Raw genomic sequence first — 26077 nt, 5'->3', positions numbered from 1 at the left:
GGCCATCGACAAAGCCGTAAAAGCCACCGGCATGCCCGCCGGCGTTTTCTCCCTGATCATGGGTTCCGGCCGTCGGGTCGGCGCCGAGCTGGTAAAAGCGCCCGGCATCAAGGCCGTCGGCTTTACCGGTTCCCTGCAGGGCGGTATGGCACTGTTCAACCTGGCCAACGCACGCCCCGAGCCGATCCCGGTATTTGCGGAAATGGGCAGTATCAACCCGGTGGTGCTGTTGCCGGAAGCACTGAAAGAAAAAGCCGAAACCATCGCCGAAGGTTTTGTCGGTTCCCTGACCCTGGGCACCGGCCAGTTCTGTGTAAACCCGGGTCTGGTTCTGGCGGTAGAGGGCGAAGAACTGGACCGCTTCATCAGCGCTACCTGTGAAGCCCTGTCCAAAGTGGGCTGCGGTGTGATGCTGAACGAAAACACCCTGGCCGGTTACCAGAGCGGCGTTGCCCGCCTGCGCGACCAGGAAGGCGTCGAGCAGGTTGGTTGCGGCGAGCCCGCCGGCGACGACAAGGGTTTCACCTGTCAGGCAGGCCTGCTGACCGTCGACGGCAAGAACTTCCTCGCCAACAAAGAACTGCAGGAAGAAGTATTCGGCCCCATGTCTCTGGTAGTGAAGTGCCGCGACCGCGCCGAACTGCTGCAGGCGATTTCCTCCTTGCAGGGCCAGCTCACCGGCACCCTGCAGTGCACCGAATCCGAGCTGGCGGGTTACGCCGATCTGGTTGAGGTCCTGCGCCAGAAAGTGGGCCGTGTTGTATGCAACAACTTCCCCACCGGCGTAGAAGTGTGCCACTCCATGATGCACGGCGGTCCTTTCCCGGCAGCCACCGACGCGCGCTTCACTTCCGTGGGCACTATGTCCATCGCCCGCTTCGTGCGCCCGATCTGCTTCCAGAACTACCCGGAAGCACTGCTGCCGGACGCCCTGAAAAACAGCAACCCGCTGAACATTGCGCGTCTCGTGAACGGTGAAAAGACCAGTGATGCAATCTGAACTGACCGTGCCCAGCGGAATTGAGACTTCCGAGCTGGCCCTTCCTCAACAAGAGGGCAGCGGCAACCGCCCGCTGCAACTGGTCACGCTGGAAAACAGCCGCGGCACCCGGGTCACCCTGTGTGACCTGGGCGCCAGCCTGTATTCAATCCACACCAGGGATCGCTACGGTCACAGCGATAATATCCTGCTGACCTACGCCGATCCCCAGCACTGGCTGGACAACAACTGGTACCTGGGCGTAACCGCGGGCCGCGTTGCCAACCGTATCGGCGCGGCGCAGTTCCAGCTCGGTGACGAGACATACCTGCTGCCGGCAAATGATGGTGAAAACCATCTGCACGGCGGCCCCCAGGGTCTGCACACCAAGCGCTGGCAGGTGGTACAGAGCGAATCCTCCCCACGCTTCCAGTCGGTGACCTTTCGCTGTGTGAGTGAAGACGGCGAGGGCGGCTATCCCGGCAAACTGGAAATTGAGCTGACCTACTGCCTGGACGAAGACGACGCGCTGACGCTGGAATACCGTGCGGTTACCGATGTCGATACCCCGGTGGCCCTGACCAACCACTGCTACTGGAACCTGGCGGGGCGCAATGGAATCCTCGAGCATGAACTGGAGATCCACGCGGATCAGCTGTTGCGCTTGAATGAGCAGCTGATCCCTACTGGTGAGCTGCTCAATGTTTCCGATACGCCGGTGGATTTCCGCAAGCGCAAGAAAATCGGTCGCGATATCGACTGGTGGCCGGGCGGTTACGACAATTTTTGGGTGGTGGACGAGACTGCGAACAAGGCGCTGAAGCCCATTGCTTCTCTGGTCGACCCGGCTTCCGGTCGTTCGGTGAAAATTGTTTCCAGCGAGGCGGGTGTACAGTTCTACAGCGGCAATTTCCTGGATGGCAGCCGCAACCGCGATGACGGTTCACCCATGAACCAGTATGCGGGGTTGTGCCTGGAGACCCACGGTTTCCCGGACGCGCCCAACCACAAGAATTTCCCTTCTGTCATTTTGAAGAAGGGCGAAGAGTACCGGCAGACGACGATTTATCAGTTTTCTGCGGAGTAAATACTTTCGAGTTCAGTAAAGAAATCTGAACTTTCCGATAAGCCCGGGACCCGGTATGGGTTTCCGGGACTGTCGAAAAGAGGGACCTTTTCGACAAGCCCCCATGGATGGGTTTACGGCGTGTCCCGGAAACCCATACCGGGTGCCGGGCGCCACTGATCTGGTTCTGTGCCGCTTTTAGGCTACGGGGTACGCGCCAGCTGGCTTTAGTGGCGCCCCCGCTACCGGTAAGCGGTTCGCGAGACACGCCGTAAACCCATCCCTGGGGGCTCTTCCGCGAGGTCCCTCTCGCGGAAGGTCTCGCGAACCGCTTCCCGGTATCGGGAGCTTCGCATCGAAGTGCATATTGTTCGTTCAGGATAGTTGGGCGGACTGTATAAGGGAGCTTGCTCCCAAGAATAAATATAAACAAACCAAAGTGATGAGGAGTCCGATAATGAAGATCTCTCGAATCCTGTCCGGCGCTTTTGCACTGGCCCTGTGTGCCAGCCAGAGCGTACTCGCAACCACCATCGGTTTTTCCCAGGTTGGCTCCGAAAGCGGCTGGCGTACCAGCTTCAGTGAGTCGGTAAAGGCCGAAGCCGAAAAACGCGGTATCAATCTCAAGTTTTCCGATGCGCAACAAAAGCAGGAAAACCAGATCAAAGCCGTACGCAGCTTTATCGCCCAGGGTGTCGACGCGATCATGATCGCCCCGGTGGTGGAAACCGGCTGGAAACCGGTATTGCGTGAGGCCAAGCGCGCGCGCATCCCCGTGGTTATTCTCGACCGCAATATCGACGTAAACAACAAATCCCTGTTCCTCACCCGCATCGCCTCCGACTTCGTCGAAGAGGGCCGCCGCGCCGCGCAGTGGCTGATGGACGAGACCGAAGGTAACTGCAAAATTCTTGAACTGCAGGGTACCGTAGGCGCCACCGCCGCCATCGATCGCATGAAAGGCTTCAACGAAGTCATCGGCAAGTATCCCAATGCCGAGATTGTGCGCAGCCAGACCGGCGAATTTACCCGTACCAAGGGTAAAGAAGTGATGGAAGCCATGCTCAAGGCCGAGAATAGTGGCAAGGAGATCTGCGCGCTCTGGTCCCACAACGACGAAATGGCCATCGGTGCCATCCAGGCCATCAAGGAAGCGGGCCTGAAGCCCGGCGAAGACATGCTGGTGGTGTCGGTGGACGGTGTGCCCGACTACTTCAAGGCCATGGCCGACGGCGAAGCCAATGCCACCGTGGAACTGAACCCGCACCTTGGCGCACCGGCGTTTGATGTTATTGAGGCCTATCTGAAAGGCGATCGCAAGGTGGAAAAACTGATTACCACCACCGGCGACCTGTTTACCCAGGAAACCGCCGCGGAAGAATACGCGAAGCGCGCGAAAAAATAACAGTTGGGTGTGAGCCATGACGTTGTTGAGTCTGAGCAAAGTCGAAAAGCGTTATCCGGGGGTGAAAGCCCTGGATGGCGTCGACTTCCAGCTGCGCGAGGGCGAGATCCACGCGCTGCTGGGGGAAAATGGGGCTGGCAAGTCCACGCTGGTAAAAGTCATGACCGGTGCGCTGGAAGGCGACGGCGGCAGCATGACTTACCTGAATCAGCCCCTGAAACTGAAAAGCACCGCCCACGCGCAAACCGTGGGTATCAGCACCGTGTACCAGGAAGTAAACCTGCTGCCCAATCTCACCGTGGCACAGAACCTGTACCTGGGGCGCGAGCCGAAAAAGTTCGGGCTGATCGACTGGAAGCGCATCAATTGCCAGTCGCGGGAAGTGCTGAAGCGCTTCGACCTCGATATCGACGTGACTCGCCCGCTGTCGACTTTTTCCATTGCAGTACAGCAGCTCATCGCCATCGCCCGCGGTGTGGATATGTCCGCCAGGGTGCTGGTGCTCGACGAGCCCACCGCCAGTCTCGATGCCGACGAGTGCGAACAGCTGTTCAGCGTGATGCGCGAACTGAAAGCCAAGGGCATCGGTATCGTGTTTATCACCCACTTCCTCGACCAGGTCTACGCGGTGTGTGATCGCATTACCGTGCTGCGCAATGGTCAGCTGGTGGGTGAATTCGAGGCTGCGAAACTGTCCCGCAGTGAGCTGGTCGGGCATATGCTCGGCAAGGAACTGCAGGCCCAGGCACACCGCTCCGAGGCGCGCGAGGAAAAGGCGCTGTCGGAGCCGCTGCTGGAGCTGACTGGTGTCGAGGTAAAAGGCTCCCTGCATCCTACGTCTCTTATCGTGCGCCGCGGCGAAGCCGTGGGTCTCGCCGGCCTGCTGGGTTCCGGGCGTTCGGAAGTGTGTCGGGCGGTCTTCGGCGTGGACAAAAAGACCGCTGGTACCCTGACATTCAAAGACAGCGAACAGAATTTTCGCCAGCCGACGGAGGCCATTGCGGAAGGGCTGGCGCTGTGTCCGGAAGACCGCAAGACCAGCGGAATCGTTGGCCCGCTGTCCATCCGCGAGAACATCGCGCTGGCACTGCAGGCGCGCCGCGGCTGGTGGCGTCCCATGAGCCGCGCGGAGCAGCAGCAACTCGCAGACAAGTTTATCGCCGAGCTGCAGATCGCCACGCCGGACGCTGAAAAGCCCATTGAACAACTGAGTGGCGGTAACCAGCAGAAGGTCATTCTGGCCCGCTGGCTGGCCACCAATCCCCAGTTGCTGGTGCTGGATGAACCCACCCGCGGGGTGGATATCGGCGCGCACGCGGAAATTCTCAAACTGATCAAAAAATTCTGCAGTGAGGGCATGTCCCTGCTGGTGACCTCTTCCGAGCTCGACGAGCTGGTGGCCTTTTCAGATCGCGTCGCGGTGATGCGCGACCGCCGCAAGGTGGCGGAGATCGAAGGCGAGGATATTACCGAAGGCAACATCATGCAGGCGATTGCGGAGGCGTAACGTGAGTAATCTTCAATCCGCTGCCGTGGCGCGACCTGTGCCTGCGCAGAAAGAAAAACAACCGTTCAAATTTTCGGGGCGCTACCTGTGGCCGCTACTGGGCCTGTTCTGCCTGCTGGCAATCAACCTGGTGCTGGCTCCGGAGTTTTTCCATATCGAAATCCAGGACGGCCGTCTCTACGGCAGCCTGATCGATGTGCTGAACCGCAGTGCACCTGTGGCGCTGCTGGCCATCGGCATGACTCTGGTGATCGCAACCGGCGGTATCGACCTGTCCGTGGGGGCCACCATGGCGATCGCCGGCGCGGTGTGTGCCAACCTGATCGTCGGTGGGATGGAAAACATCTTCCTGCTGGTTGCCGCGGGACTTGCCGCCGGCCTGGTGGCCGGGGCGGTCAATGGCGGCCTGGTGAGCTATATGGGCATCCAGCCCATTGTGGCCACACTGATCCTGATGGTGGCCGGGCGCGGTATCGCGCAGCTGATCAATGCCGGCCAGATTGTCACCTTCCAGAATGACGCCTTTGCGTTTATCGGTACCGGATCCTTCCTCGGCCTGCCGTTTCCGATTGTGCTGGTGCTGATTGTATTTGCGCTGGTACAGCTACTGATGCGCAAAACCGCACTGGGCCTGTTTGTGGAAAGTGTCGGCTGTAATGCCGGTGCCAGCTACTACCTGGGCATCAACCAGCGCGCGGTCAAGATGATGGTGTACTGCATTGCCGGTGTCTGCGCGGCGCTGGCGGGCATGATTGCGGCGGCGGATATTCAGGGCGCGGACGCGAATAATGCCGGACTGTGGCTGGAACTGGACGCGATTCTGGCGGTGGTGATCGGCGGCGCCTCACTGATGGGCGGGCGCTTCTCTATTTTGCTGTCCATTGTTGGTGTACTGGTGATCCAGTGTCTCAGCACCACGATTATCATGAGTGGTCTGCCGGCGAAGTTTAACCTGCTGATCAAGGCGGTGGTGGTGATCTTTGTATTGCTGCTGCAATCTCCGCGCTTCCAGCAGCAGATGGCTGCGCTATTTTCGCTGCTCAAGAAAAAACAAAACGGAGGGGCGCAGGCATGATGCATTCTCTCGCCAATTCCAGGTTTGCCTCGCTGTATGTGACGACCGCACTGTTTGTGCTGTTGTTCCTGGTGGGAGCCTTTCAGTTTGAAGGTTTCGGCAGCACCCGAGTGGTAGCCAACCTGTTTTCCGACAATGCTTTCCTGGTGATTACTGCCATCGGCATGACCTTTGTAATCATCTCCGGCGGTATCGACCTGTCCGTGGGCGCTGTGATTGCTCTGACCGGGGTAGTTTGCGGCCTGCTGATTGGCGAACTGCAGATGCACCCGCTGATTGTGTTCCCGCTGGTGCTGATCGGTGGCAGCCTGTTCGGTGCATCCATGGGGGCACTGATCCACTACTACAAATTGCAGCCGTTTATCGTCACCCTCGCGGGCATGTTCCTCGCTCGTGGCCTGGCCACCACTCTGAGCGAGGAGTCGATCCCCATCGACCATCCGTTCTACGATGCGGTTGCGGATTTCGGTGTGCTGCTGCCCGGCGGCGCCTGGCTGGGTTCCTCCACGCTGATCCTGTTCGCGGTACTGATCGCGGCCATTGCACTGGCCCATTTCACCCGCCTCGGTGGCTTTATCTACGCGCTCGGGGGCAGTGCCCAGTCCGCGCAGCTGATGGGGGTACCCGTGGCCCGCACGACCATTAGCATCTACGCGATCAGTGGATTCCTGTCTGCGCTTGGTGGAATCGTCTACTCCTTTTACACATTCTCAGGATATTCTCTGGCGGCGGTGGGAATGGAACTGGATGCCATTGCGGCAGTGGTGATTGGTGGTACCCTGTTGACCGGCGGCTCTGGCTATGTGGTGGGGACGCTGATCGGCGTATTGATCATGGGTGTTATCCAGACCTATATCTCGTTTGATGGCACCCTCAACAGCTGGTGGACCAAAATTGTTATCGGCCTGTTGTTGTTTGCCTTTATCGGCATGCAGCGCCTGCTGACCCGGCGCCAGGCCAGCGCTGTGGCGCATTGATTGCTTGGCGGCACGCTAATTGCTTGACCCTGGTCAAGGACCTCCAGCAGTAGTTGAGACTAGAATAAATCGCGGCGCGCGGAGAAAAAGAGAGGGCACCGATGCTTGAAGTACAGCGGATAGACGCAATCGAAGTCGGCAACACGCTCGGAGAGGGGGTGCTGTGGAACTCGAAGGAGCAGAGTGTCTGGTGGACCGATATCCACGAATGCAAACTCTATCGGCTCACCTGGCCGGGTCGCGAGCTGGAGGTGTTTGATACGCCCGAGCGCCTGTGTGCCTTCGCCTTTACCGATCGCGACGACTGCATTGTCGCTGCGTTCGAGACCGGTTTCGCCCTGTATGACTATCGCCGCGGACAGATCCTGTGGCAGAAAACCCTGCTGGAAAAGGGCAGCGGTTTGCGTTTCAACGATGGCAAGATCGACCGCCAGGGCCGCTTTTGGGCGGGCACCATGGCGGAAGACGGCCGCGAGGATGCTGCGGGGGTACTTTACTGCCTGGAGCCAAACGGCGTGGTCAGCGAACAGGAGAAAAACGTCTTTATCTCCAATGGTTGCTGCTGGGACGTGGATTCCAGTCACTTCTATTTCGCCGATTCCCCGCGCCGCAGTATCTACCGCTACAAATTCGATGCCCGCCGTGGTGACCTCGGCGAGCGCGAACTCTTTGCCCGCACCATGTTCGGTATCTACCCGGACGGTGCCACCGTGGACGCCGATGGCTATCTGTGGTCCGCGCAGTGGCGCGGCGCGCGTATCCAGCGCTATACGCCGGACGGCAAACTCGCCGGCGCAGTGCCGGTGCCGGTCAGCCAGCCTACCTGTGTAACCTTTGGTGGTGCCAACATGGACCTGATGTTTGTTACCACCGCGAAGGAATCCCTCAATGAATGGACCCTGGATCGGGAGTGGCAGGCGGGTAACCTGTTTGTGTTCAAGACGCCATTCAAGGGCATTATGGGCTTCCGTTTCAGTACCGTTCAGTTGTTACAAAAGCTGGCGGAAACCGCCTGACAAGCCTGATTGAGCTGCGCTCGTCAGCTATTCAGACACAACAACGGGCTGCGAGGCCCGTTTTTTATGCGTGTAACTTTGCAGGGAAAATCTTGTGGGAATAAAAAAGCCCGGAATTTCCGGGCAAAGAGGGTAGGGCCTGCAGCACTGGCCGTGGCCGGCCTGGTGCTGCGCTGATTCAGTGATTGTCTCGTAGCAGTCGTACACCGTAGATGCCGCCGGCGACGGAGTTTTCCGCAGCCTCGAAGCGCAGTGCGATCAAGCCATTTTCCGATCTCTCCAGCACCGCAGGGGGGACCGGGTAATCCACACTGAAGAAGTCGTCACCACGACTGCCATCCAGCTTTACCTGGGCGACTTCCACATCATTGGCGAGGATGCGAAAGCTGCGGCCGCTGTCCAGGCCGTAGTAGGTAATGCGCAGCATTTGTGCTTCCTGCCCGGGGTCTTTCAGCTGGTAACCGAACCAGTCATTGGCGTGGCGCCAGTGGCGGCCGTGGTGAATGCCCGCTTCGGTGCCGGAGCCGGCAAAGAAATGATCCGCTTCCGGCTGCTGCTCTCCCGGTGCCACCTTGTCGATGGTCTGCCGTACCAGTGCCAGTCGCGCACGGTCTTCCGCTTCCTGTTGTTTTTGCTTTTCCGCAAGGCCTTGCGGAGTGCTGTAGGGCCAGTAAACACTGTAGCGAGATTCGTGCACGCGGAAGAACGGGATCAGTTCCAGGCCGCTGCCGGCATTTGGGTTCAGCGCGGGTAGGGTCGCGGCAGCAGTGCCGGTTTTCAGCGCCTGGATATCCGCGGTCTGCAGACTGTCCGGAGCGGCAAAACGCAGTTCCTCACCGGGCAGGCGTTCCAGCCCGCGGATAAAGTCGCGATCTTCACTGACGAAGGTTGGCGTCATTTCCTGAGGGCACATTGGGCCGCTGGCGATATGCCCCATGCGGCTGTCGTCGGCGAAAAAGTTCAGTTGCTCGTGGGCAAAAGGCTGAGTCCTGGCCGCCAGTACCACCGGGCCATAAGTCAGTGCGTAGTAATCGGATTTGTCCGGAAGCTGCTCCGCTTCCGGGTGCATGGGCAGGTTTACTTCAATGCGGTCGCCGCTTTTCCATTCGCGCTGAATGGTGATGTAGCTGCCGGGCTTGTCCTGGACGGCAATCTTTTTGCCATTGAGCGCAATGCTCAGTTCGCCTTCATTGACCCAGGCCGGATAGCGCAGTTTCAGGCTGAACTCACCGTCACCGGTCACCGTAAGCGCGGTGTTTTCCGTGTCGGGGATATGGTTTTCCTGGGTGATCTGAATGCCTTTTTCCTCCCAGTTCAGGGTGGAGGGGATAAACAGGTTCACGAACAGTTCGTCGCCGCGATGGGCGTAAATCATTTCTCCATATTTACTGTGATTCTCGATCCCGGAACCGACACAACACCACATGGCATCCTGTGGTTGTGAATACATGCGGTAGTGGTTGGGGCGCATGGGTGTGAAATACACCAGGCCGCCGGTGTCCGGGTTCTGGGATGAGAGGATGTGGTTGTAGAGCGCGCGTTCGTAGTAGCGGATGTAACGGGTATCCGGCTTGCTCAGGTACAACATCCCGGTAAGCTTGAGCATGTTGTAGGTATTGCAGGTCTCCGGACCTTCGACGTCCTCGATCATGGGGGCAAAATCGTCGGTGGGGTGGAAGTGTTCGCGCACGCTGTTGCCGCCAATAGCGACGGTGCGATGCTCTACCACTTCGTACCAGAAATACTCTGCCGCATCCTGCCACTGTTGGTCGTGGGCCAGGTCGCCGACCCGCTTGTAGCCGATGACTTTGGGGATCTGGGTGTTGGCGTGCAGGCCGGTGAGCTTGTCCTGGTGCTGTTGCAGCGGGTTCAGTATTTCCCGGTGAGACAGGCGCTTGGCAACTTCCAGATACTTGCTGTCCCCGGTTATTGCCGCCACGTCGGCATACACCTCGTTGAGGCCGCCGTGTTCACTTTTCAGGATCAGTTGCACCTGCTCATCAGAGAACTTGGCGATCAGCTTTGCACCCCAGTCGGACAGGGCGATGAGCATGTCCAGTGCCTGCTGGCTGTCTGCATGCAGGTAGGCATCGCGCAGGCCGGCGTACACTTTGTGGATGTTGTACAGCGGTACCCATTTGTCGTTGAGGGTAAACAGGTCTGAGCGAATACTTCCTTCGGTCAGTTCGTTCCACATGGCTTTGCCGCCGGGCACGCCGCTCAGGTAGCCGTTGCCATTGTTATCCTGCGCTCTCTTAAGTTCATCGAGCATGTAGTCCAGGCGCTGCTTGACTTCTTCATTGCCGGTGGCGGCCCAGGCGAGGCTCAGGGCGGTGATGTAATGTCCGCCGATATGTCCATCGAGACCGGTGTTTTCCCAGTTGCCGTAATTGTCCGCTTTGGGCTTTAGGCCGGCTTCCTTGAGGTAGGGTGCCAGCAGCCTGTCCGGATCCATCGCAAGGATGTACTGGATATTGGTGTCCTGGGCGTGTTTGAACGGACTTTCCAGCAGGCGCACCTGGTCGAGTGGAAAGGCTTCCATTTCGCCGGGTTCGTTTTTGCTGGTGCAGCCGGTGAGCGCAATCGAACTGATTGCCAGGCTCAGGATTATTTTTTTCATCGCTACCTCTGGGTGCTTTTATTTTTTGGAGCCAAGCTTTGATCCAATGGTGTGCTTTGTAGCAAGTACTGTGGCGGCGTTGCTACCGGACTAGCGCAAAAACAGACCACGAAACAACCCGCCAGCAAATTATCTAACCTTGAACCCCTGATAAGAATCCAGCTCAGCAGAATCAACAATCGGCCAGAGATCTTTATCCCACTTGAGGTTCATGATCTTCAGTTTCTGTAGTCCGTTGTCCGCAGACTCATAGGCGTGCAGGACGAGATAATCTTTGCCATCAAAGGTGTAGGCACTGTTGTGTCCAAGCCCCGGCCAGGCCTTGTTGCCGGCAATCAGGGGTGTGCCACCGCCATTTGCCATATCCACGCCATCTTTATCCAGGTAAGGCCCGGTTACGGATTTGGCGCGGCCCACGGCCAGACGGTAAGTGCTGTCGTCGCCCTTGCAACAAAGGCCGCGGGAAATAAACAGGTAGTAGTAACCGTTCTTGTGGAAGATAAACGGCGCTTCCAGTTCCTCGGGGCCGGCTTTATCCACAGGCTGGAATTTGGGCCGGTCGCCGCGGGCGATGGTGTGCCACTCCTGGGGTTCTGCCAGCTTGGTCAGGGAAGGATCCAGCTTCACCAGCTTCAAACCCTCCCAGAAAGAGCCGAAACTCATCCACGGTGTGCCGCCTTCGTCGAATATCACCGCCGGGTCAATCGCGTTCCAGTGGTCCCGGTGTGGAATGGATCGCACCACGATACCCTGATCCTTCCAGCCGTACTCTGCAGAGTTCGGGTCCAGGGTGGGGGACACGGTTACGCCGATGGCGGAGGTGTTCTTGCCGAAGGCGGAAACCGAGTAATACAGGTAGAAGCGGCCATCGTGCTCGACGATGTCCGGTGCCCACAGGTGGCCGTTGAAAGTGGCAGAGACATTTTTCGCCCAGGCTGGTTCGCCATCGAAACCGCGACCGGAATACTTCCAATGCTGCATGTCCTGCGAGCTGTAGATGGTGATACCGGGACCGGTGCTGAACAGGTAATAGGTATCCCCTTCCTTTGCCATCACCGGGTCGTGCACATCGATCTGGCGCTGCGGTTTGTCATCGCTGTCGGCGCAGGCGGTGAGGGGGAGGGCGATGCAAGTTGCGAGTAGTGCGGCCAGGGCACGGGAATGCGACCGCTGGGTAGCGGGAAGTCGGAACATAACGGCTTCTCTTATATCTATTGTGCTTCTCTCATCCCGGCAACCATGCCGCGGAACTCACCGACTTCCGTCGGTCGTATGGCCAATCGGTCAGAGGGCCACAGCGGGGTTGTTAGGTTATTAGTAGTATAATAATATTGTTCCCGACGCAGCAACCGGCCGGGAGTATTTGCTCCTCACCGGCAGACTGCGGATAAACATAAGACTACAACGATAACGAAAGCAGCGATGACATTCCGAAGCCTGTTTACCCGGGCGCTCGGCTGCGCCTGCGTCTGGCTCTCCGCCAGTGCGGCGGCAGTGCCGGCGACCCAGGGCGATACCCTGCAAGTGGACCTTCCCTCGCCATTGGTGGACCGCAGGGCCGATCCGTGGGTGCTGCGTCACGACGACTATTACTACTTCATCGCTACCGTCCCGGAATACGACCGCATCGAACTGCGCCGTTCCCGCACCGTTGCCGGGCTCGCGGATGCCGAGGCCGAGGTTATCTGGCGCAGGCACGCTGCCGGCCCCATGGGTGCCCATATATGGGCCCCGGAACTGCACTACATAGACAGCACCTGGTATATCTATTTTGCTGCGGGTGACGTTGAAGACCCGTGGAAGATCCGTATGTACGCCCTGCGCAACGAGTCCGCCAACCCGTTACTGGGTGACTGGCAGGAGATGGGGCGCATTGCCACACCCGTCGACAGTTTCTCCCTGGACGCCACCACCTTCGAACACGCCGGCAAACGCTACCTGGTGTGGGCGCAGTATGACACCGAGAGCGACCGCGGTTCGATGCTGCTGATGGCGGAAATGGCATCGCCGACGAAAATCCGGCAACCGGTGATTGTGCTGTCGGTGCCGACGCTGGCGTGGGAGACCCGCGGGCACAAGGTCAATGAAGGCCCGGCGGTGCTGAAAAAGAACGGCCGCATATTCATCAGTTATTCCGCCAGTGCCACCGACGCCAATTACGCGATGGGGCTGCTGTGGGCGAATACAGATGCGGAACTGATGAACCCGAAAATCTGGCATAAATCGCCGGAGCCGGTGTTTTCCACCAATGCCGATGTAAAGCGCTTCGGCCCCGGCCACAACAGCTTTACCCTGGCCGAAGATGGTGTGACGGACCTGCTGGTGTACCACGCGCGGGACTACCGCGAAATCAAAGGCAACCCGTTGTCGGACGGCAATCGTGCCACCCGGGTGCGAGTGTTGTACTGGGATGAAAACGGTATGCCGGATTTCCGCCAGCGGGCCGCAGACTGAAGTTTACCGAACCAGACGCGAATAAAAGCAGAATACGCAGAAGTGAGTGAGAGTATGAAAAACAGAATTTTGACCGCTATGGCCGCTGCAGGGGTGATGATCACCGCCTCCAGTCAAGCGGCCAACCCTGCCATCACCGAAGTGCTCACTGCCGACCCGGCAGCGATGGTTTACGACGATACCGTGTACCTGTATACCGGCCACGACGAAGCCAAAGACAACAAGGGCTTCTACGAAATGCACAAGTGGCTGGTGTTCTCCTCCACCGATATGGTGAACTGGAAAAACGAAGGTTCTCCGCTGGCGGTAAAAAATTTCAAGTGGGCCAGGGGCGATGCCTGGGCCAGCCATGTAGTGGAAAAAGACGGAAAGTTCTATTTCTACACCACTGTGCGTCACGATGAGAGCAAGCCCGGTTTTGCTATCGGCGTCGCCGTGTCCGACAGCCCCACCGGCCCGTTCAAGGATGCCCTGGGCAAGGCACTGGTCAGTAACGACATGACCACCGATACCGAAATCGACTGGGACGACCTGGACCCGGCGGTATTTATCGATGACAACGGCCAGGCCTACCTGTTCTGGGGCAACAGCAAACCGCGCTGGGCCAAGCTCAAAGACAATATGATCGAGCTGGACGGCCCGATCCACAGCCTGGACCTGCCGAACTTCACCGAAGCCCTCTACGCGCATAAGCACGGTGATTACTATTACCTGACCTACGCCATGGGCTTCCCGGAGAAAATCGGCTATGCCATGAGCAAGTCCATCGAGGGGCCGTGGGAGTACAAGGGTATTCTCAACGAACTGGCGGGCAACTCGAATACCAACCACCAGTCCATCATCGATTACAAGGGTCGTTCGTTCTTTATCTATCACAACGGCGGCACCCCGGAAGGTGGCAGCTTCCGCCGTTCGGTGTGCATCGACGATCTCCACTACAACGAAGACGGCACCATCAAGCGGGTGGTGATGACTTCCGAGGGGGTTGCACCGGTAAAGTAAACCTACCCTGTTGCCGGAGCCCGCAAGCAGGCTCCGGCCGGAAAAAGACAGTGTTACTGGAAAATAATTTATAAGCCGACACTATCGCGATGAAAAAATACCTGATTCCGGCGCTGATGCTGACCTACCTGCTGGTCATCACTGCCTGCGAGCACAACCCGCGTTACAGCCTGCAGAGCCCCGACGGCAGCCTGCAGGTGACCTTTTCCCTCACCGAAACCGGTGAGGCGCGCTATGCCGTGAGCCGCAATCAGGTAACGGTGCTGCACAATTCCGAGTTGGGCATTGTGTTGAATGACCGCGACCTGAGTTCGGATCTGCAGCTGGTCTCCGCAGGCAAGCCGACCCTGGTACACGACGAGTACACTCTGCGTCACGGCAAACGTCGCCACAATACCTACACTGCGATGGAGCAGGTTTTCCACCTGCAGAACGGTAACGGGCAAAAACTGGATATCGCCTTCCGGATCTCCAACGACGGCATTGCCTTCCGCTACAGTCTTCCCGGTCAGTCCTCCGAAATAAAAACCGTCGAGGCCGAAACCACCAGCTTTGCCTTTACCGAAAATACTCGCGCCTGGCTGCAACCGGTGGCGGTAGCCCAGACTGGCTGGATGAATACCAATCCATCCTACGAAGAGCATTACCGCAGGGATGTGCCGGTAAATGAACTTCCGGCCAGCGAGGCGGGCTGGGCTTTTCCGGCACTGTTTAAAACTGAAGGGGGCTGGGTGCTGATCAGCGAAGCCGGTATGGATGGCCGCTACCACGCCTCGCGCCTGCAGGGTGAGGCGCACGCTGGTGAATTTCGTATCGGGTATCCCACGGATGCGGAGCGCTACACCGACGGCGCGCTGATGGCCCGGTCGCAGCTGCCTTTTAGATCTCCCTGGCGAATTATTGCGGTGGGCGGCCTGGACACCATCGCCGCGTCCACCCTGGGTACCGACCTGGCGCAACCTGCAATCGCGCCGATGGAGTGGGTAAGGCCGGGTACTGCCAGCTGGAGCTGGGCGCTGCGGAAAGACGACTCGGTAAACTACGACACCCAGGTGCGCTTTATCGACTATGCGGCAGACATGGGCTGGCCCTACGTACTGGTGGACGTGAACTGGGACCAGAATATCGGTTACGAAAAAATGGCCGAGCTGGCGGATTATGGGGCGGAAAAAAATGTGCGCCTGTTGCTGTGGTACAACTCTTCCGGTGCCTGGAACAAGACCGAATACACCCCGAAAAGCAAACTGCTGACCCGCGAACAGCGGCGTTCAGAGTTTGGCCGCCTGCAGCAGATGGGCATTGCGGGTATCAAGGTGGATTTCTTTGCCGGTGACGGTGCGTCGATGGTTGATTACTACCGGCAGATTCTCGCCGATGCCGCGGATTTCCAGCTGCTGGTAAATTTTCATGGCGCCTCCTTGCCGCGCGGGCTGCAGCGCACCTTCCCCAATTTCATGACCGCGGAAGCGGTGCACGGCTTCGAGATGATCACCTTTATGCAAGCGTCTGCGGACAGGGCTGCCGCGCATATGGCGATGCTGCCGTTCACCCGTAACGCCTTCGATCCAATGGATTTTACCCCCACGGTATTTTCCGAAATCCCCAATATCGACCGCCGCACCAGCAACGGCTTCGAGCTGGCATTGCCGGTGCTGTTCCTGTCCGGTCTGCAGCATATTGCCGAGAGCGATACCGGCATGGCCGCGGAACCGCAATTCGTGCGTGATTACCTGCGGGAAATCCCCGCAGTCTGGGATGAGAGCCGTCTGCTGGACGGTTACCCGGGGCAATATGTGGTCATTGCCCGCCGCAGCGACGATACCTGGTATGTGTCCGGCATCAATGCAACACAGAACGACAAAGTGCTGTCGCTGGACCTGTCATTTATGGGCGCCCGTCTCGGCACTGTGATCGGCGACGGAAGCGATGCGCGCACCCTGACACACCGCGAAATCGAAAGCGGCACCAATGTAAAAATTTCCATGAATGCCAACGGCGGGTTTGCAATGGCTTTTCCCGCGGACTCCCTGGTTAAAAATTAAAACGAGGTAGAACAATGCACAAGAAATCTCTCTCCGGTTTTACCCCCAAGGGGATCTTCGCCGGGGTGGCGCTGGCGGCGCTCACCGCCTGTCAGCCCCCGGTGGACGGTGTGGAAAAGACCGCGGCCAAGGCGGAAAATGCGGCTGCATCCACACAGCCAGCACAAGCTGCAAATGCCCAGGCGGGCGCCCCGGAGGGCATGTTCGCCAACCCGCTGTTTGCCAACGGCGCGGATCCGTGGCTGGAATATTGGGACGGCAACTACTACCTCACCACCACCACCTGGACCTCACAGCTGGTGATGCGTAAATCCCCGACACTGGATGGCCTCGCTACCGCCGCCCCGGTCAACATCTGGTCCGATACCGACCCGGATCGCTGTTGCAATTTCTGGGCGTTTGAATTCCACCGCCTGAATGGCCCCAGTGGTCCGCGCTGGTACCTGATGTACACCTCCGGCCAGCACGGCACCCTGGACCACCAGCACCTGTCGGTGCTGGAAAGTGTCGGCGACGATCCCATGGGCCCCTACGTCTACAAGGGCTCGCCGATGCCGGATAGCTGGAATATCGACGGTACCTATCTCGAACACAACGGCCAGCTGTACCTGTTGTGGTCCGAGTGGGTCGGCGATGAACAGCTGAACTGGATTTCCAGGATGACCAATCCCTGGTCCATCGAGGGGCCGCGGGTGGTGATTACCCGCCCGGAGGCGGAGTGGGAGCAGAGTGGCCGCAAGGTGAACGAGGGCGCCGAGATCCTGAAAAAGGACGGTCGCACCTTCCTGATCTATTCCGCCAGCTTCTGTGATACCCCGGACTACAAGCTGGCGATGAAGGAACTCACCGGCGACGATCCGATGGATCCGGCCTCCTGGACCAAGTACGACAAACCGGTCTTCGAACGCGGTAACGGCGTATTCGGCCCCGGTCACAACGGCTTCTTCAAATCGCCGGACGGCAGTGAAGACTGGATTGTGTACCACGGCAACTCCAGGGAGACCGACGGCTGCAGTGCAACCCGCTCGGTGCGCGCACAGAAGTTCACCTGGAATGAAGACGGCACCCCGAACTTCGGGATCCCGGTACCGGAAGGTGAATTCCAGAAGTTGCCATCCGGCGAAAATGGCCCCATCACTACCGAAGTACAGGGCGCGAAGTGGCAACTCAGCAATGCCGCCAGCGGACAGTGCCTGACCGGTTCCGGTACTGAAGTATGCAGTGCCGGCGACAGCCAGTGGGTGCTGGACAACACCGCCGACGGCGCCTACCGCCTCGCCAGTGCCGCCACGGGCAATTTCCTCAATGCCAGCAGCGAGCTGGCACCCTGGACCAATACTGAGGCCCAGCGCTGGACGCTGAACCAGAATGAAAACGGCTGGGTGCAGCTGGTCAACCGCGACACCGGCAAGCCGCTGGCAGCGAAGGATTGCAGTGGCGACGGCTGTGAACAGTGGGCCCTGCAACCGGCGCAGGAAGTGGCCATCGCCAGCGTGCAGAGCGGCCGCGTACTGCAGGTGCCGGGCTGCGCAAGCGGTGCGGATATCAGCCAGGGTGCCTGGAAAGGGCAGTCCTGCCAGCGCTGGAGCATCCAGCCCGCGGAAGAGGGCTTTGTGAAAATCCAGACCGGCGACCAGTGCATGACCATTGCCGACAGCGCGATTGTTCCGGGCGCCCCCGCGGTACTGGGCAGCTGTGATGGCACCAGCAGTCAGTGGCGTTTGCAGCCGCTGGCAGATGGCAACCTGCAGATTCAGAATCGTGAGAGCAAGCACAATCTGGACCTGGCCCATTGCGGTCTCGCCGAAGGCACTACGTTCGCCCAGGCACCGGCGGCGGATAGCGACTGCCAGAAGTTCCAGCTGCGGGAGGTGCCTGCGCAGGGATAAAACACTGGATTCCAGAAGAGTGCTTTCGAAGCATTACGTGGCGGCACCGCTGCCGGGGACAGCCTTGTGAGACACGCCGTGAACCCATCCCTGGGGGCTCTGCAAAAACATCCTGTTTTTGAAGGTCTCACAAGGCTGTCCCCGGCATCGGCGCCTTCGCATTGAAGTATTGTTTTCTGAGCGAATTCGCACCCGTTCCGAGTTTTGTTGTTAGTGAGTGTGTATACCGAGTTTTATCGGGCTTGGGTGGCTGCAGCGATGTAGACCACCCCTTTTTTTATTCTGAAACGTCTAACTATAAAAATAGTGGAGAAAACGCATGGAGCTGAAACCTGTAAAACTGAGAAAGTACCTCGCCGCGCTTGCAAGCGCCCTTTCAATTTCGGCAGTCGCTGCCGATGATATTCCTCAGGTCACCATTGACGCCACCCGACCGGGCGCCACCATTCACCGCGATATCTACGGGCAGTTTGCCGAGCATCTCGGGCGCGGTATCTACGGCGGCATCTGGGTGGGGAAGGACTCGGAGATCGATAACATCAACAGTTTCCGCACCGACGTGGTCGAAGCCCTGCGCGATATCCACGTGCCCCTGGTGCGCTGGCCCGGTGGCTGTTTTGCCGATGAATACCGCTGGCGCGACGGCATAGGCCCGCGGGATCAGCGCCCGGTGCGGGTGAATACCCACTGGGGTGGGGTGGAAGAAGACAATGCCTTCGGTACCCACGAGTTCTTTGAGCTGGTGGAACTGCTCGGTGCAGAGGCCTATGTCAACGGCAATCTGGGCACCGGCAATCCGCGGGAGATGGCCGAGTGGCTGGAGTACATTACCGGTACCAGCAAATCTGCGGTGGTGGAAGAGCGCCGCAACAACGGTCGCGATAAACCCTGGAAAGTGGCCTATTTCGGTATCGGTAACGAAGCCTGGGGTTGCGGCGGGCATATGCAGCCAGATTACTATGCCGACCTCTACAACCACTTTGCCACCTTCCTGAAAACACCCCGCGGCAGCGAGCCCAGGTATGTTGCCAGTGGTGGTCACACCACAGACACTTCCTGGACCGATGAGCTCAGCAGGAATATCCAGCGGCAGATGGATGGAATCAGTTTCCACTTTTATACCCTGCCCACCGGTGAATGGGAGGACAAGGGAGAGTCTACGGGGTTTGGTGAAGAGCAGTGGTTCTCCACCCTGTGGCAGACCATGCGCATGGACGAGTTTATCCGGGCCAACAAAAAGGTACTGGACAAAAACGATCCGGAGAAAAAGCTCGGCTTCTATGTGGACGAGTGGGGCACCTGGTACAACCCGGAAGAGGGGCGGGAGCCTGGCTTCCTGTACCAGCAGAATACCCTGCGGGATGCCCTGGTCGCGGCGATCAACTTCAATATTTTCCACGCCCATGCGGACCGGGTACACATGACCAATATCGCGCAGATGGTAAATGTGCTGCAGGCCATGATTCTCACCGATGAGGACAAAATGGTCCTGACCCCGACCTACCACGTTTACGACCTGTACCAGGTTTTCCAGGATGCGACGTCACTTCCATTGGAGATCGAGAACCCCCGCACCTATTCCGTGGGCGATCAATCCCTGCCGGGAATCAGCGCGTCTGCGGCGCGGGGCAAAGATGGCAAGCTCTACCTGTCACTGGTCAACCTGAATCCGAACCAGGCACAGAGCATAGCGGTACGAGTTAAAGGTGCAGAAGTGGTTGCTGCGTCTGGGCGACTGGTGACCGCTGACGCCATGGACGCGCACAACAGCTTCGACTCCCCAGCGCGGGTGGAACCTGCAGCTTACCGCGCGGATGAAGACAACGGTAACCTGCAGCTGGAGGTGCCCGCAAAATCTGTACTGGTGGTGGCACTGAGCTCCTGAAAGTAACGTCGATCAGATGATACCGGCGGATGGTAGGGGAGATACTGCCATCCGCTTTTTTGTGATCACTGCGACAGGTGGGCTACCAGTCAACTGGTACCGGTTGCGACTGTGGTACCATCCCGGCAGCGCAAATAACAATAAAGTGGACCGGAATCGCGATGAATATCGCCAGAGTGCTTTTGGGAGCCTGTCTCGTGTTATTGGTGGCCTGGTGCCGGGCCGAGCCACTGACGGTGGCGCCGAATAGTGGAACCGTGTCCCTGACCCCCCATCTCCGCCTGCTTCAGGATCCGCAGGGACAGCTACAGTTCCGCGAAGTCCTGCAGCCTCAGGCACAGCAAGCCTTCCAGCCGGTATCCGGCAACGCTGCCAACTTCGGTTTTTCCTCCGCGGCCTATTGGGCCACTTTTACCCTGCGCAATGACTCTGAGCAACCTCTGCCGCTGGTGATTCGCCAGGACTACCCCCTGATTGACTACCTGGAGTTCTGGGCCGAGGATGCCTCGGGCCAGTGGCAGCACACCGCTACCGGTGACCGTGAGCCATTTGCCAGCCGCGCGCTGCCTCTGCGGGACTTTGTATTTCCGGTGCTGCTGCCACCTCACAGTGAACGCACCTACTACATGCGCTTTGCCACACAGGGCTCGCTCAATATCGGTCTCTCGGTCAGCGGCGAAACAGCCTTCCTCCCAGAACTGGGACTGGAGCAGTTTCTGCTGGGTATCTATTACGGCGGCTTTCTGGTACTGGTGATTTACAACCTGTTCCTGTTTTTGGCCGTGCGCGACCGCGCCTACGTGTACTACATGGGATATGCGATCAGTTATGGACTCTATTTTGGTGTGCACAACGGCGTCTCATTCCAGTTCCTGTGGCCGCAAAATCCCTGGCTCGGCAATGAGATCCTGATCGTTCTGCTCGGCCTGTCCCTGATCTTCGCCATCCAGTTTGCGCGCAAGATCTGCTCCGGGCGGCAACTGTCACCCCGTCTCGACTGGGTGGCGCGAAACCTGATGTGGGCCTTGGTTCCGCTCACGCTGCTGGCACCGGTGTTCGGTTACCGGTTGATGATCCTGGTGTTTTCCGCATTAACCCTGGTTATCTGCATACTGCTGCTGGCCATGGGTACTATGAGCCTGCTGCGCGGCTCTGTATCCGCCCGGTACTTTATGGTGGCCTGGGTTACACTGCTCGGAAGTGTGATTGTTTATATGCTGAAAACGTTCGGCGTTTTGCCGCACAATGGCTTCACCCAGAACGCCTTTCAGGTGGGCGCGCTAGTTGAAATGGTGCTGTTGTCGCTGGCGCTCGGCGCACGGGTCAGCGAAATCCACAAGCGCGGCTATATTGACGAGCTCTCCCGGCTTTATAACCGTCGCCACTTCGATGAACAGCTGCCGCGGGAGTTCTGCAGTGCTGCGCGTAACAGCACTCCCCTGTCACTGTTGATGCTCGACCTGGACCACTTCAAATCCATCAACGATCGCTACGGCCACAGCCAGGGTGATCGCGCCATTCATGCCATTGGTCAGCTCATTCTCAAACAGGTGCGCAAGCCGGTCTTGGCCTGCCGCTATGGCGGCGAGGAATTTGCCATTCTGTTGCCTCGCACCAGTGGCGAACAGGCGGCCGCGGTCGCCGAGCGGCTGGTCAGCCTGGTGGCCGAGCTGGAGTTGGATGAAATGTCGTTAACCGCGAGTATCGGCGTGGCAACCTTCGCGCAGGATAATTATGCTTCCGCGGTACAGCTATTCGAGGCCGCCGATGCAGCGCTGTATCGGGCAAAGCTGGCCGGGCGCAACCGGGCGGAAGTCGAGCAATTCGAGTTGGCACCTGCCGCACACGCGAACACCGCACCAAGCCAGTAAACTGTCGGCACCGATGCAGCTTTTTTTAAATGAATATTTGTGATTAGAGAATGATGAAACCATTGAGCGCAGTACTTCTTTTCCTTTTGTCTCCGGCAATATTCGCCGCAGATTTCAGCAAGGGCCCGGTAATCAAGAATTACGGTGGTGTCGCCGAGGTCACGCAGACTGCGCCGCTGAGTGGCAAAGAACACTTCAAGGTCGCATTCGACGTGGCTGAGCAGGGGGAGCATGGGAAAACAAACCGGCGGTTTGAAAGCCTGGCTCGTTTCCTGAACATGCAGGCTCGGGCAGGTGTGCCGCCACAACAGGTCGAGCTGGCGCTGGTGGTACATGGCAAGGCCGGTTTTGACCTGCTCGGGAACAAATTCTTTGTGGAAAAATTTGGCGGGGAAAATCCCAACGCTCCACTGCTCGCGGAACTGCAGAAACACGGTGTACGGGTTATCCTGTGCGGACAATCTGCCGCTTACCAGGAGATTGATAACACACAGTTGCTGCCCGGTGTGGAAATGGCACTGTCCGCGATGACCGCGCATGCATTACTGCAGCAAAACGGTTATACACTAAATCCGTTCTGAAACATGCGACTATCTGGCTGCGAGTGATATGGCGATTTTTTGGGAGGTACCTGGCGTGTGTAAAACGGCATTGGCTGACAAGGGTTTGAAACTGGCCCTGGCCGCGTTCCTGCTTTTCTCGGGGGCACTGGTAATGGCTGCGCCATTCTCTATTGCGAAAGATCTGTTTGATCCCGCTATGCCGGAAACCCTCGGGTTGCCTGAGGCCGCAGGAAGTGAAACCGCGATTGTCTACCAGGCGGTTCCCGCTGTCAGCCAGTACAACCACGGTGCGGTGCTGTTTGCCCATAAGGGCAAGCTCTATGTGCAGTGGCAGAGCTCCCGCAGGGATGAGGACGCAGCGGATACGCGGGTGCTGTATGCCAGTAGCGATGACGGAGTGCACTGGAGTGAGGCCAGGGCACTGGCTCCCGCACGAAAAGACGCAGTGGTTACCAGTGGTGGCTGGTGGTCCAACGGCGGAACCCTGTACGCGTTTGTGAATGTCTGGCCGGACTCCCTGGAACCCCGCGGTGGATTCGTCGAAGTACTGGCAAGCGATGACGGGGCGCACTGGGAAAATGTCGGTAACCCGACTTTTGCCGATGGCAAGCCGCTCAACGGAGTTATCGAACAGGACTTCCACCGCTACCCGGTAGGGGAAGACGGGCGCAGCAGAATCGTAACCGCGCTGCATCGACAGCCGGGGCTGCAAGCGATACCGATCTATACGGACGAAGCTTCGGGGCTTTCCGGTTGGCGACTGGGCACCTTTGAAAACAGTTCGCTGAAAGACGGTGTCAGCCGGGAAATTGAACCGAGCAACTTCCAGCGGAAAGACGGTGCGCTGGTGATGGTGTTCCGGGATCAGCAAAGCAGTTTCCGTGTGCTGGCTGCGGTCAGCGAGGATGGCGGTGAGGCATGGACCCGGGCGGAGGTCACCAATTTCCCCGACTCCCGGGCCAAACAGAGCGCCGGTAACCTGCCGGACGGCAGTGTGTTTCTGGTGAATAATCCCAGTGGTTCGAAAACGCGCGAGCCGCTGGTTGTGAGCCTGAGTGAGGATGGCGAGCAATTTGACCGCGCATTTCTTTTGCGTGCCGGCGGCCTGCAGCTTGCACCACCGCGGTATGAGGGCCGCTACAAGCGGAAAGGATTCAGCTACCCCAAGTCACTGGTGTGGAACGATTTTCTGTACGTGGCCTACGCGGAGAACAAGGAAGATATCACCATTACCCGGGTGCCGGTTGCGAGCCTGGCCGCAGCCGCAAAATAAACCATTTTGCGTGCGGCGTAGCGCGTCCTGTTTATTGGGTATGACTATCAGAGTTATTTTTTAAATCTATGGTTGTACTTTTTAAGATTGCCTCCCGCTATAAGGACAATAATAACGTCTAATTTCAGAGTGATTGCGTAACCCTATAGCCTGTCATTGTTTGATTGATGAGACTATAAGGAACGCAATTCAATGCTCAAGAAATCCCTCTCCCTGGCGGTAGCCATGGCAACGGCCATCTCCGTCAACGTCACTGCTGCTTCGGCAAATGAGACCATGTCCAACCAAGACTGGTGGCCAAACCGTATCGACCTGCAACCGCTGCGCATGAATGCAGAAAAGTCCAACCCGCTGGGCGAAGACTTCGATTACGCGGAAGCCTTCAGCAAGCTGGACCTGGAGGCAGTCAAGAAAGACCTCAGGGAAGTCCTCACCACCTCCCAGGACTGGTGGCCCGCGGACTACGGTAACTACGGTCCCTTCTTTATCCGTATGGCCTGGCACAGTGCCGGCACCTATCGTGTCTACGACGGTCGCGGTGGCGCCGGTGGCGGCCAGCAGCGATTCGAGCCGCTGAACAGCTGGCCGGACAACGTGAGCCTGGACAAGGCCCGCCGCCTGGTATGGCCGGTGAAGCAGAAGTACGGCAACAGCATTTCCTGGGGCGACCTGATGGTACTGGCCGGTAACGTATCCCTGGAATCCATGGGCTTCGAGACTTTCGGTTACGCCGGTGGCCGTGAAGACGACTGGGAAGCGGACGTGGTTTACTGGGGCTCCGAGCGCGAGTGGTTGGGCAACGACAAGCGTTTTGACAGCAAAAAGTTGGAAAAGCCGCTGGCCGCTGACCACATGGGCTTGATTTACGTGAACCCGGAAGGCCCCAACGGCAACCCGGACCCGGTGGCTGCCGGTCACCGCATCCGCGACACCTTCGGCCGCATGGCGATGAGTGACGAAGAAACCGTGGCACTGATCGCCGGTGGCCACACCTTCGGTAAGGCGCACGGTGCGCACAAGCCGGAAGAGTGTTTGGGCGCAGCACCGGGTGGAGCCCCGATCGAACAGCAGGGCTTCGGCTGGAAAAACAAGTGTGGCAAGGGCCACTCCGAAGACACCATCACCTCCGGCCTGGAAGGCGCCTGGTCCGCCAACCCGATCGCCTGGAGCTCCCAGTTCCTGGACAACCTGTTCGGCTTCGAGTGGGTGAAAACCAAGAGCCCGGCGGGCGCTACCCAGTGGGAGCCGAAGAACGCCGAGCAGGCGAAATTTGTTCCGGACGCCCACGTCGATGGCAAACGCCACGCGCCGATGATGTTTACCACCGACCTGTCCATGCGCTTCGATCCGAAGTACAAGGAAATCGCCGAGCGTTTCCACAAGCACCCGGAAGAGTTCCAGAAAGCCTTCGCCAAGGCCTGGTTCAAACTGACTCACCGCGACCTGGGCCCGCGCGCACGCTACCTGGGTGACGAGGTTCCGGCCGAAATGCTGAGCTGGCAGGATCCGATTCCGGCAGTGGATTACAAGCTGATCAGCGATCGCGACGTCAAGAAGCTGAAAGCCGAAGTGCTGGACAGCGGCCTGACCACCGCGGAGCTGGTGCGTACTGCCTGGGCGTCCGCCTCTTCCTTCCGTATTACCGACATGCGCGGTGGTGCCAATGGTGCGCGCATTCGTCTGGCACCGCAGAAAGACTGGGCGGTGAACAACCCGCAGGAGCTGGACAAGGTTCTGGGCGAGCTGGAGAAGATCCAGAAGGAATTCAACAGCAGCGCCTGGGGTAACAAGCAGGTGTCCATGGCTGACCTGATTGTTCTCGGCGGTGCCGCGGCGATCGAGCAGGCAGCGAAGCAAGCCGGCTACGACATCACCGTGCCGTTCAAGCCGGGGCGTAACGATACCACGCAGGAAATGACCGACGTTCAGTCCTTCGGTTACCTGGAGCGCAAGGCCGACGGCTTCCGCAACTACTACAGCGAGGAAGCGCACCTGATGCCGGTGGACATGCTGATCGACAGCGCCAACCTGCTGGACCTGAGTGTGCCGGAAATGACCGTACTGGTCGGCGGAATGCGCACCCTGGGTGCGAACTACGACGACTCCAGGCACGGCGTATTTACCGACAAACCGGGCACCCTGAGCAACGACTTCTTCGTCAACCTGCTGGATATGGACACCAAGTGGTCCAAGTCCTTCAAGGAAGATGGTCTGTACGAAGGCAAAGATCGCGAGACTGGTGAAGTGAAGTGGACTGCCACCCCGGTAGACCTGATTTTCGGCTCCAACTCCGAACTGCGCGCAGTGTCCGAGCTGTACGCGGCCAATGACAACGACGAGAAGTTTGTGAACGACTTCGTCGCTGCATGGACCAAAGTCATGACCCTGGACCGTTTCGACCTGAAGTAATCCAGTTTTTACGGGATGGATCCATGGGATGGATTCACAGAGCA

18 protein-coding genes are annotated in these 26077 nt (G+C 58.6%); 16 read left to right on the top strand and 2 right to left on the bottom strand.

What is annotated here, in order from left to right:
* From QZ511_RS05500 to QZ511_RS05470, 7 genes are all read left to right on the top strand, one after another.
* On the top strand, positions 1 to 1000 hold a 1000-nt coding region (locus QZ511_RS05500), incomplete at its 5' end, for an aldehyde dehydrogenase family protein (RefSeq protein ID WP_295800157.1).
* Positions 990 to 2066 (top strand): aldose epimerase family protein, encoded by a 1077-nt coding sequence (locus QZ511_RS05495; protein WP_295800154.1) that lies wholly within the window; start codon positions 990 to 992, stop codon positions 2064 to 2066. The genes QZ511_RS05500 and QZ511_RS05495, both read left to right, overlap by 11 nt.
* 436 nt (positions 2067 to 2502) lie before the next feature.
* Entirely contained in the window at positions 2503 to 3450 is a 948-nt protein-coding gene (locus QZ511_RS05490) for an ABC transporter substrate-binding protein (protein WP_295800151.1), read from the top strand.
* A 16-nt stretch (positions 3451 to 3466) separates the two neighbouring features.
* Positions 3467 to 4957 carry a sugar ABC transporter ATP-binding protein gene (locus QZ511_RS05485; RefSeq protein WP_295800149.1) on the top strand — a complete coding sequence of 497 codons (1491 nt, stop codon included), beginning with the start codon at positions 3467 to 3469 and terminating at the stop codon, positions 4955 to 4957.
* A gap of 1 nt (position 4958) precedes the next feature.
* On the top strand, positions 4959 to 6032 hold the full coding sequence (locus QZ511_RS05480; RefSeq protein ID WP_295800146.1) for an ABC transporter permease: 1074 nt from the start codon (positions 4959 to 4961) through the stop codon (positions 6030 to 6032).
* On the top strand, positions 6029 to 7009 hold the full coding sequence (yjfF, locus tag QZ511_RS05475; RefSeq protein ID WP_295800144.1) for a galactofuranose ABC transporter, permease protein YjfF: 981 nt from the start codon (positions 6029 to 6031) through the stop codon (positions 7007 to 7009). Before QZ511_RS05480 ends, yjfF begins: the two co-directional genes overlap by 4 nt.
* 101 nt (positions 7010 to 7110) lie before the next feature.
* Positions 7111 to 8025 carry an SMP-30/gluconolactonase/LRE family protein gene (locus QZ511_RS05470; protein WP_295800141.1) on the top strand — a complete coding sequence of 305 codons (915 nt, stop codon included), beginning with the start codon at positions 7111 to 7113 and terminating at the stop codon, positions 8023 to 8025.
* Positions 8026 to 8203: 178 nt separating this feature from the next.
* On the opposite strand, the gene QZ511_RS05465 is transcribed toward QZ511_RS05470, so the two are convergent.
* Positions 8204 to 10645: a glycoside hydrolase family 127 protein gene (locus QZ511_RS05465; protein ID WP_295800139.1), complete on the bottom strand. Its 2442-nt coding sequence runs from the start codon at positions 10643 to 10645 to the stop codon at positions 8204 to 8206.
* A 129-nt stretch (positions 10646 to 10774) separates the two neighbouring features.
* Positions 10775 to 11839 (bottom strand): arabinan endo-1,5-alpha-L-arabinosidase, encoded by a 1065-nt coding sequence (locus QZ511_RS05460; RefSeq protein WP_295800137.1) that lies wholly within the window; start codon positions 11837 to 11839, stop codon positions 10775 to 10777.
* A 228-nt stretch (positions 11840 to 12067) separates the two neighbouring features.
* Here QZ511_RS05460 and QZ511_RS05455 point away from each other — a divergent pair, with 228 nt between their 5' ends.
* From QZ511_RS05455 to katG, 9 genes are all read left to right on the top strand, one after another.
* Positions 12068 to 13099: a glycoside hydrolase family 43 protein gene (locus QZ511_RS05455; protein ID WP_295800134.1), complete on the top strand. Its 1032-nt coding sequence runs from the start codon at positions 12068 to 12070 to the stop codon at positions 13097 to 13099.
* 54 nt (positions 13100 to 13153) lie between these two features.
* Positions 13154 to 14101, top strand: a complete 948-nt coding sequence (locus tag QZ511_RS05450; RefSeq protein ID WP_295800131.1) for a glycoside hydrolase family 43 protein — start codon at positions 13154 to 13156, stop codon at positions 14099 to 14101.
* Between the two features lie 89 nt (positions 14102 to 14190).
* Positions 14191 to 16143, top strand: a complete 1953-nt coding sequence (locus tag QZ511_RS05445) for a glycoside hydrolase family 97 protein (protein WP_295800129.1) — start codon at positions 14191 to 14193, stop codon at positions 16141 to 16143.
* 14 nt (positions 16144 to 16157) lie between these two features.
* Positions 16158 to 18032 carry a family 43 glycosylhydrolase gene (locus QZ511_RS05440; RefSeq protein ID WP_295800126.1) on the top strand — a complete coding sequence of 625 codons (1875 nt, stop codon included), beginning with the start codon at positions 16158 to 16160 and terminating at the stop codon, positions 18030 to 18032.
* A 319-nt stretch (positions 18033 to 18351) separates the two neighbouring features.
* A complete protein-coding gene (locus QZ511_RS05435; RefSeq protein ID WP_295800122.1) occupies positions 18352 to 19917 on the top strand; it encodes an alpha-L-arabinofuranosidase C-terminal domain-containing protein in 1566 nt (521 codons plus the stop codon).
* A gap of 161 nt (positions 19918 to 20078) precedes the next feature.
* Complete coding sequence (locus QZ511_RS05430) at positions 20079 to 21788, top strand: diguanylate cyclase (RefSeq protein WP_295800119.1); 1710 nt, start codon at positions 20079 to 20081, stop codon at positions 21786 to 21788.
* A gap of 50 nt (positions 21789 to 21838) precedes the next feature.
* Positions 21839 to 22369 (top strand): DsrE family protein, encoded by a 531-nt coding sequence (locus QZ511_RS05425; RefSeq protein ID WP_295800116.1) that lies wholly within the window; start codon positions 21839 to 21841, stop codon positions 22367 to 22369.
* A 70-nt stretch (positions 22370 to 22439) separates the two neighbouring features.
* Positions 22440 to 23624 carry a sialidase family protein gene (locus tag QZ511_RS05420; protein WP_295800113.1) on the top strand — a complete coding sequence of 395 codons (1185 nt, stop codon included), beginning with the start codon at positions 22440 to 22442 and terminating at the stop codon, positions 23622 to 23624.
* A 192-nt stretch (positions 23625 to 23816) separates the two neighbouring features.
* Complete coding sequence (katG, locus tag QZ511_RS05415; RefSeq protein ID WP_295800110.1) at positions 23817 to 26033, top strand: catalase/peroxidase HPI; 2217 nt, start codon at positions 23817 to 23819, stop codon at positions 26031 to 26033.
* The last annotated feature ends 44 nt before the right edge of the window (positions 26034 to 26077 follow it).

The sequence above is a fragment of the uncultured Microbulbifer sp. genome (genome assembly GCF_913055755.1).
Classification (GTDB): Bacteria; Pseudomonadota; Gammaproteobacteria; order Pseudomonadales; family Cellvibrionaceae; genus Microbulbifer.
Note: the sequence above shows the minus strand (reverse complement) of the source record. Positions and strands in the feature narration are given on the sequence as shown.

Bases quoted from the DNA above. Each gene is read 5' to 3' on its own strand.
- QZ511_RS05495 (WP_295800154.1), top strand. From the start codon at position 990: ATGCAATCTGAACTGACCGTGCCCAGCGGAATTGAGACTTCCGAGCTG.
- QZ511_RS05490 (WP_295800151.1), top strand. From the start codon at position 2,503: ATGAAGATCTCTCGAATCCTGTCCGGCGCTTTTGCACTGGCCCTGTGT.
- QZ511_RS05485 (WP_295800149.1), top strand. From the start codon at position 3,467: ATGACGTTGTTGAGTCTGAGCAAAGTCGAAAAGCGTTATCCGGGGGTG.
- yjfF (WP_295800144.1), top strand. From the start codon at position 6,029: ATGATGCATTCTCTCGCCAATTCCAGGTTTGCCTCGCTGTATGTGACG.
- QZ511_RS05470 (WP_295800141.1), top strand. From the start codon at position 7,111: ATGCTTGAAGTACAGCGGATAGACGCAATCGAAGTCGGCAACACGCTC.
- QZ511_RS05465 (WP_295800139.1), bottom strand. From the start codon at position 10,645: ATGAAAAAAATAATCCTGAGCCTGGCAATCAGTTCGATTGCGCTCACC.
- QZ511_RS05460 (WP_295800137.1), bottom strand. From the start codon at position 11,839: ATGTTCCGACTTCCCGCTACCCAGCGGTCGCATTCCCGTGCCCTGGCC.
- QZ511_RS05455 (WP_295800134.1), top strand. From the start codon at position 12,068: ATGACATTCCGAAGCCTGTTTACCCGGGCGCTCGGCTGCGCCTGCGTC.
- QZ511_RS05450 (WP_295800131.1), top strand. From the start codon at position 13,154: ATGAAAAACAGAATTTTGACCGCTATGGCCGCTGCAGGGGTGATGATC.
- QZ511_RS05445 (WP_295800129.1), top strand. From the start codon at position 14,191: ATGAAAAAATACCTGATTCCGGCGCTGATGCTGACCTACCTGCTGGTC.
- QZ511_RS05440 (WP_295800126.1), top strand. From the start codon at position 16,158: ATGCACAAGAAATCTCTCTCCGGTTTTACCCCCAAGGGGATCTTCGCC.
- QZ511_RS05435 (WP_295800122.1), top strand. From the start codon at position 18,352: ATGGAGCTGAAACCTGTAAAACTGAGAAAGTACCTCGCCGCGCTTGCA.
- QZ511_RS05430 (WP_295800119.1), top strand. From the start codon at position 20,079: ATGAATATCGCCAGAGTGCTTTTGGGAGCCTGTCTCGTGTTATTGGTG.
- QZ511_RS05425 (WP_295800116.1), top strand. From the start codon at position 21,839: ATGATGAAACCATTGAGCGCAGTACTTCTTTTCCTTTTGTCTCCGGCA.
- katG (WP_295800110.1), top strand. From the start codon at position 23,817: ATGCTCAAGAAATCCCTCTCCCTGGCGGTAGCCATGGCAACGGCCATC.